8 protein-coding genes are annotated in these 8,131 nt (G+C 46.9%); all 8 read left to right on the top strand.

Annotated elements, in window-relative coordinates:
• A partial coding sequence (locus AC1DUA_RS22650; protein ID WP_477501924.1) for a type 2 periplasmic-binding domain-containing protein occupies positions 1-569 on the top strand: 569 nt, incomplete at its 5' end.
• 67 nt (positions 570-636) lie between these two features.
• Positions 637-1,512, top strand: a complete 876-nt coding sequence (locus AC1DUA_RS22645; RefSeq protein WP_477501923.1) for an ABC transporter permease subunit — start codon at positions 637-639, stop codon at positions 1,510-1,512.
• A 10-nt stretch (positions 1,513-1,522) separates the two neighbouring features.
• On the top strand, positions 1,523-2,392 hold the full coding sequence (locus AC1DUA_RS22640) for a carbohydrate ABC transporter permease (protein WP_477501922.1): 870 nt from the start codon (positions 1,523-1,525) through the stop codon (positions 2,390-2,392).
• Between the two features lie 29 nt (positions 2,393-2,421).
• On the top strand, positions 2,422-3,054 hold the full coding sequence (locus tag AC1DUA_RS22635) for a hypothetical protein (RefSeq protein WP_477501921.1): 633 nt from the start codon (positions 2,422-2,424) through the stop codon (positions 3,052-3,054).
• Positions 3,029-3,547, top strand: a complete 519-nt coding sequence (locus AC1DUA_RS22630; RefSeq protein WP_477501920.1) for a CehA/McbA family metallohydrolase domain-containing protein — start codon at positions 3,029-3,031, stop codon at positions 3,545-3,547. The genes AC1DUA_RS22635 and AC1DUA_RS22630 overlap by 26 nt, the downstream gene beginning before the upstream one ends.
• Positions 3,548-3,553: 6 nt before the next feature.
• Positions 3,554-4,345 (top strand): endonuclease/exonuclease/phosphatase family protein, encoded by a 792-nt coding sequence (locus AC1DUA_RS22625; protein WP_477501919.1) that lies wholly within the window; start codon positions 3,554-3,556, stop codon positions 4,343-4,345.
• 38 nt (positions 4,346-4,383) lie between these two features.
• On the top strand, positions 4,384-7,002 hold the full coding sequence (locus AC1DUA_RS22620) for a DUF5054 domain-containing protein (protein WP_477501918.1): 2,619 nt from the start codon (positions 4,384-4,386) through the stop codon (positions 7,000-7,002).
• A gap of 96 nt (positions 7,003-7,098) precedes the next feature.
• Positions 7,099-8,109 (top strand): LacI family DNA-binding transcriptional regulator, encoded by a 1,011-nt coding sequence (locus tag AC1DUA_RS22615; protein ID WP_477501917.1) that lies wholly within the window; start codon positions 7,099-7,101, stop codon positions 8,107-8,109.
• Positions 8,110-8,131 lie beyond the last annotated feature (22 nt).

The following is an 8,131-nucleotide window of genomic DNA, read 5'->3' as shown; positions in this document are numbered from 1 at the left end:
GTGTAGGTATGATTACTTACTGGGATGCTTGGGTTGGCATGCTGAACAATACAAGAAAAATTGCTGATGCCAATACAGCTTTTGAAGCTAAAGGCCTTCCTGGGGTAGCTGGTGCTGACGGTAAATACATGCTGCGTCGTGGAGATCCGGATGTTTGGGTTATTCCAGTTAATGCGCCAAATCCAAAAACAGCCTTTGAATTCATTGAGTGGTGGCATTCCAAAGAAGGTATTGTTTTGGGCAGCATGGGGATCAAAGATACGGATTACACAGAAAACGGTGGCAAATACGAGCTTACGCAAGTAGGGAAAGATCATGCCATGGATCACGGCGTACCTTTCTGGTATAACAAAAAGTTCCCGAATCCATTCGGATTACTTCCAGGCGTGCAAGAAGCGCAGGATCTTGTAGTGAAAAATGCAACACTGGAGCTGACGCCACCGAAATGGGCAGATGCTGAGAAAATTATTAATGAATACTCCTTCAAAGCGATTCTTGGCGAAATGCCGGCAGCCGATGCAGTGAAGAAAATGCGTGAACAATTAAAAGCAGCGAAATTGATCGACTAGTTTATATGGACAGGGGAGTATGCGCTACGTACTCCCCTTACAATTAACAGCAAGGTGGTGACTTTGTTTGAAAGTTATATGGAGATTCAAAGCCCTGTACTTGATGATGCTTCCTATCATGGCTTATTTTCTTGTGTTCTCTTATTATCCGCTGGTTCGCGGCTTTATCATTTCGTTCCAAGAGTTCCGGTTGATTGGAAACCGGCCGTTTATCGGATTTGATAACTATATTACGGTGCTTAAGGATCATACTTTCTGGGAAATGCTGCAAAATACGCTGCTGCTAGGCGGAGGCATGTTAGTGATCGGCTTTATTATGCCAATTTTACTTGCGCTATCACTCAATGAGATCCTTCAGGCATGGTTTAAAAAAGTGGTTCAGATGATCGTTTACATCCCCCATTTGTTTTCATGGGTTGTCGTAGGCGGCATGTGGATTCTTATGCTTTCTCCAGACACAGGTATTGTGAATGCGATTCTCAAGCTGGTGGGCGCGGAAAGACCGATTGCTTTCATGTCCAGTGCGGATTCAGCCCGCTGGGTTATGGTGCTTACTTCGGTGTGGAAAGAGATGGGCTTTATCTGTATTCTCTATCTAGCAACGATTGTAGCAATCAATCCGGCATTATATGAGGCTGCACGGATCGATGGGGCGAACCGCTGGCAACTGGTTCGTTATGTGACATTGCCATCGCTTGTGTCAACGATGAAAGTTGTCATTATGCTGAATGTGCTCAGCATTCTGCGTATTTTCGATCAAATTATCGTGATGCGCAACGGTGCCATTGCCAAGAAAGTCGATGTTATCATGATGTACACGTATCAAAAAGGGATTCTGGAATTCAAGGTTGGTTTAGCAACATCAGCAGGATTTTTAGTGATTTTCGCGACATTGCTCATTACGTTTGTGACCAGAGCGATCATTCGCTATGACGAGGGGTGAAGGGATCTCCATGAAAACAAACAAACTGCCTACGAGCTGGGGAAGCCGGTTATTCGATGGGGTTAATCTATTATTTTTATTCATTCTACTGGCTACCATGCTTATTCCGTTATTGAATACATTCGCGCTGGCCTTCTCATCCAATTTTGCTTCCATGCAGCCAGGTATTATTTTATATCCGAAAGAGTTCAGTGTTCAGGGTTTCACGACGGTTTGGAATCGCATGCAATTGTATACGCCGTTCTTGAATAATGTGATCGTCACGCTTATTGGGACAGTTTGTCATGTGTTGCTGTRCTCGATGGCTGGTTATGTATTGATCCAAAAAGGGTTGCCCGGGAAAAAATTAATGGTTTCTGCCATTCTTCTTACGATGACGATTCCAGGCGAAGCGATTATGATCCCCGTTTATGTGGTGAACAAAGAGCTTGGCTTGTTAAATTCTTTAACGGCATTAATTATGTCGGGGTTAGTTTCTGGCTTCAGTATTTTACTTATGCGTAATTTCTTTCTATCTGTGCCTGTGGAAATGTCGGAGTCTGCCACGATGGACGGAGCAGGAGCATTCCGTATTTTCTTTACCATGTACATCCCATTAGCTGCTGCTGGGCTTGCTACGGTGACGCTTTTCGAATTCGTTAGCCGTTGGAACCAATTTACGCCAGCGCTTTTATTTATTAGCGATCATGCGAAATACACACTGCAAATTGCCTTGAAGTCCTTAATCGTAGATACCGATTCCACATCCAGCAATTTTATCGTTACTACGAATGTAAGGATGGCAGGGATTGTGATCGCGCTTCTCCCGCTCGTCATTATTTATCCATATGTGCAGAAATATTTCGTCAAAGGCATCTTGGTTGGTGCGAACAAGGAGTAATTTTATAATAAAGGAGCGTGGATTTCATCATGCCGCAGACGAATCGAAGACAACAAGTCACGACTTACCGCAGAGAGATTCATCACTTTGAGCAAAGTACGTATGTGGAAGTTCCTTTCGAAATGCCTGAACAGGTGGAAGAGGTTCATGTGCAATTTGCCGTTCAATCCCACGGTGATGCAAAGCCTGTCATTGATCTTGGCATCAGAGACAGCCATAAAGTGCGTGGCTGGAGCGGAGGTGCGCGCTCTGAATTCGTGATCGGACTCGAGAAGGCGACTCCCGGCTATTTGGCTGGCGACCTGCAAGCTGGCGATTGGGCCGTTCTTCATAATGCCTATAAAGTTCCGCCAGAAGGCTGTGAAGTTACGATCACCATCACGTTCTATTTTCATACAGCACGCTGGCTCAAAGGGGATCTTCACACACATAGTATTAACAGCGACGGCTCCTATACACTAGAGGAAAATGCAGCGATCATGGAGCAGCTAGGCTGTGATTTCATTGCAATGACGGATCATAATGCCGTTAGCCAAAATTATACGTATCCCCGGAATACCCCTGTCGTCATGATTCCAGGTATGGAGTTTACGACCAATTTTGGACATAGCAATTTTCTGGGAGTTCTGGAGCCTATTGATCCCTTGGACAGCTCGCAATGAGCGTGCGTTGGCTTGGTGGCAGGAGCAGCTAGCATCAGGCAGAAAGCTTGTCGCAACTGGCGGCAGTGATGTGCACCGTCCTGAACGTTATGTCAAACATGCGATGCCGTGTACATGGGTTTATGCTGAAACGAAGACAGTGAATGGCATTCTTCAAGGGATAGATAAGGGGCATGTGGCGATTAGTTATTCACCGGAAGGCCCTTTTGYACAATTAACTTGTGGTGCCTATATGACGGGAGATACGGTATCAAACGGCGTGTCTGACAACGTGCTAGTCTCGATTGAACACATCCGCGAAGGTGATCAAATTAAACTTATTAGTGAACGCGGCGTAGAGTTATCGGAAGTTTGTTCATCGACAGGATCATGGGAACTCGTAGTTGAGCAAAAGGACAGGGCTTTTTATCGTGTTGAAGTGTGGCGTCATTTTGAGGAGTTCGATATGACATTAATGGCAATGTTAACGAATCCAATATATTTTCAGAGGTGAGCTCAGATGGCATATACAGTAATGACTTTTAACTTGAGATACAACAATCCGGGGGATGGAAGGAACGCTTGGCCGAATCGTATAGACCGAGTTGCGGAAATGATTCATGCGCATGCGCCGCTCGTTATTGGAACGCAAGAAGGTTATTATGACATGCTGAATGATTTGCAACCGAAATTAGCCGAATACGCTTGGATAGGCGAAGGTCGTTTTGGYGCCAATGAGAATGAACATTGTGCTATTTTCTACAAGCAAGAGGAGTTGKATCTTCAGCAACATGGGCAGTTTTGGCTGTCAGAAACGCCTGAAGTGACCGCTTCCATCTCGTGGAACAGCGGCTTTCCTCGCGTCTGTACGTGGGCTATTTTCGAACATAAGGAATCTGGGGAGCGCTTCATTGTCTACAACACACATCTTGATCATCAAAGCCAACAAGCCAGGGATCTCGGCACCAGAGTAATCTGGGATTACATTGCCGCTCATCACAAGGAATATGCTCTTCCCGTGATCTTAATGGGAGATTTCAATAGTCGTCCTGATGATTTGCCAATTCGTTTTCTTCGCGGAGAAATGGATCTGGAAGGCGAGCAATCCTGGCTAAAAGATGCTTACAGCAAGCTTCCTGGTCCGATTGGATGGACAGCACATGACTTTCAAGGCGGCGAAGCGGGGGAGCCTATCGATTATATTTTTGTATCGCCGGATGTGGAAGTGGTTCAAGCTCTTGTAGATCGAAGAGAAATTAGCGGCGGGTACCCGTCCGATCATTATCCGGTCATTGCTCAGATTAACCTCTAAGTAGAACAACTAGATTGCAGTCAGAAGGAGATAGAGGCATGACACTTGAGAAGATTTATGTCGTCTTTAAAACGCATTTTGATATTGGTTTTACAGGATTAGTGTCAGACGTAGTGGGGCGTTATCGCACCGAGATGCTGAAGGATGTCATTGAAACTTGTGATCAAACACATACGAATGATGAGCATGAAAAATACGTATGGACCATGTCGGCTTGGCCACTGCTCCAATCCTTGAAAGGCAGTGATGAGGAAGAGAAGCAGAAGGCGCTTGCCTATCTGGAGAATCGACAACTGATCTGGCATAAGCTTCCTTATACGACACATACGGAATTTTGCGGCCTGGAGGAATGGATTCGGGGGATGTATGTATCAGAAGGACTTACGAACCTATACGGATACGATCCCAAGGACGCCAAAATGACAGATGTACCTGGTCACACTTGGATCGTGCCATCTCTGCTTAAGAAAGCAGGCGTGGAGTTTTTGCATCTCGGCTGCAATCCAGCCACAACACCGCCTGACGTTCCGCCGGTCTTTTACTGGGAAGGTCCGGACGGTGAGCGTTTGTTGACGTTTTATTCCAAAGGGTCCTACGGGACAGGTATTTTGCCGCCGGAAGAGTGGACGCATCCCGTGTGGCTGGCGATGATTCAGACCAGCGATAATCATGGGCCGCATGACGCAAGTATTATCGAAGAAATGAAAGCCTCCATTCGTGAAAGCGGTTCAACGGCAGAACTGCATATCGGCAGCTTAGGCGACTTCGCAGCTGATTTCCTCGCGCGAAATCCGGAATTGCCGGTTATTCGTGGCGATATGGCAGATTCATGGATTCATGGGGTTGGGACTGCGCCGCGTGAGGTGGCGAGGGTCAGAGCGCTTAGAAGCCAGGTCACAGCCGTGGAAAGCGCGGTAGCTGTGAATCACTTTACAGGTGAAAAGCAAGAGCGCGAGCAAGCGATGAAAGCCTTAATCGACGAAAGCTACGAGCACACGCTGCTCTTTGGCGAGCATACATGGGGGATGGATTGCAAGACCTTCCTTTTTCCCAGAGTCGCTTACGATAAGAAGTCATTCCTTCAGTTAAAGCAGAGTGAACGCTATCAACGGATGGAACAATCTTGGGCTGAACAGGTTGATTACTTGAATAAAGCGGAAAGCTCCCTGCAATTGGCAAAAGCTGAATTGACAAGCCAACAGTTGGTAGGCAATCAGGAAGCTAAAGTGCTGCGAGTCCATTCTAATTTGGGTTGGAGCCGCGCCGCCAAAACTTGGATTCAAGAGAGTGATCTGCCTGCTGACGATGAAGTGCTGATCGATTCAGAAACGGGCAAAGTGATTGCTTTGCAGCTATTCGACGGTGGAGCAGAAGCTCAGATCTCTGGTTTGCCTGCACTTGGTTATAAGACGTTGTATTATGCGAAGAAAGACGATCATACACTTATTGCTGAACATAATGGGCAAGCCCGAGCTTATTTAACGGAGACGCAGGCGGTTATCGAAAATCCTTATATCATCGTAAAAGTAGATCGACAAACAGGCTTGATTCAAAGCTTCTGGGATAAAAAGCTCCGTAAGGAATGGATTGATGATCGCGCGGAATCCGGCTTTGGTCAATATAAGTACGATGTTTACTCCAGTCAAGAGATCACGCGCTATTTGAAGAAATATGCGTATCGGTTCTACGATTGGGGTGTACATGACTTTGGTAAAACGGATTATCCAGAGCAGCAGAAAAGGCTAACGTTCACTACGCGTGCTGCAGATATACAAATATGGGAAAATGGCGGCTCTGTTGGCCTTACTTGCACAGCAGCCACAGACGCTGAAACCACAGCTGAGTATGGCAATGCGAGTTCTATCGAATGGACATTCTCTCTAACCGAAGATTCTCCACATCTAGATATTGCTTACAAGCTGCATGCCAAACAGGAGACTCCGCTGGCAGAATCAGGACATATTGTCTTCCCTCTGAAACTGGAGCGCCCGCAGTTTAGTATCAATAAGCTGGGCTCAGTCGTGAATCCGCTCACGGATACAATTCGTTCCTCAAGCACGCTGCTTCACTGCTGTGAGAATTTTGTGGATATTTCCAATGGATTCGCTGGTATGGCGATCATTCCGCTAGACTCTCCGCTCTTTTTTATCGGGAGTAATGGCATGTGGGATTTCGAACATGATTACAAGCCGGAGAAGCCAGAGCTGCATTTCAATTTGTTCAACAATTGGTGGGGGACGAATTTCCCGCAATGGAGCGGCGGTGACTTGAGTTATCGCTATCGATTGGTACCGCATGCCGGTGATTGGCGAGAGGGCGAAGTTTGGAAAGTCGCACAGGAAACAATGACGCAAACCGTTACGACATCAGCACTTGCGGGTGAGCACGTAACCACCCAAGAAATACTTCCAGCGGGGCTGGACGGAATGGCTGTCAGCTGCTGGAAAGTAGCAGAAAATGGGGATGGCTGCATCCTGCGTATTCGCGAGTGCACAGGTGTTCCAAGAGAAGTTGACATTGTATTCCCGGAGCAGGTCAAAGAAGTTCGTATGACAAACCTTCTAGAACGCGATCAGGAAAATAAGCAATTGATTAACAATCGTCTTCGACTAGTTACGAAACCTTTCGAAGTTCATACTTTTAGAATTATCAAATAATTGCTATTCGCACGTTTACAGCGCGGCGGTTCTTATCGTATGATAAAGCCAATATGGATTGTCAGTGATAGGAATGTTGATTGAGAGGGGCAAGGAATGAAACCGACCATCTACGATGTTGCCCAAGCCGCCGGGGTGTCCATCGCTACCGTATCCAAAGTTATTAACGCCACGGGCCGAATTAGCGATAAGACGCGGAAGCATGTACATACCGTTATGGAGCAGCTGAAATACCAGCCAAGTATGGTAGCGGCAGCGTTAACGGGTAAAAGCACTTACACAATCGGACTCACGCTCCCCGATTTGGCGAATCCTTTCTTCGCCGAAATTGCCCGGTCTGTGGAGGATCGGGGGCATGAGCATGGGTTTAGCGTGTTTATATGCAACACCGATAACGATCCAGACAAAGAAGTGAAATATTTATCGCTGCTCTCACAGAAACGAGTAGACGGGATCATCTCCGCGACCCGGATTCAGAATGATCAGTTTTTGAAGAAACTGATCCAACAAAACATCCCGATTGCTTTAATTACAGGCGAAATGCCAACACTTGCCGTGGATACGGTGATGGTTGACGACTACCTTGGAGGCTTCCAGGCGGGCAATCATCTCGCAGAGTTAGGTCATAAGCGAATTGCCATCCTCGTAGAGGATATGGATAATATGAGTAATCGGGAACGTATTCGAGGCTGTAAGCAAGCTTTGAGCCAAGCAGGCTTGCATGTCGAGGAGCGGCTGATCGCGACCGGAGGTTTTTCAGTAGAGACCGGCCAACAGGCAATGTCGCAGCTGCTTCAACTGGAAGACAGGCCTTCGGCAGTGTTCGCTTGCAACGATTTGCTGGCCATCGGCGCTATTCGAGCGGCCAGAGTGGCGGGAATGCAGCTGCCTGGCGAGTTATCGGTGATAGGCTTCGACAATACGATTCTGGCAACCTTAATTGATCCGCCGCTCACAACCATCGCCCAGCCCATTCAAGAAATTGGGCGCAGGGCAGTTGATCTTCTTGTACAGGAGATTAAAGGAGAGAAAGTACTTAAGCAGCGGGTTGTTTTGCTGCCGGAGCTTGTTTTACGGAATTCATCCATATCCTACAAAGTGCAGTAGCATATCCTACAAAGTGCAGTAG

It is taken from the genome of Paenibacillus sp. 01T422, assembly GCF_056398785.1.
This window is presented reverse-complemented; position numbering and strand designations above follow the sequence as displayed.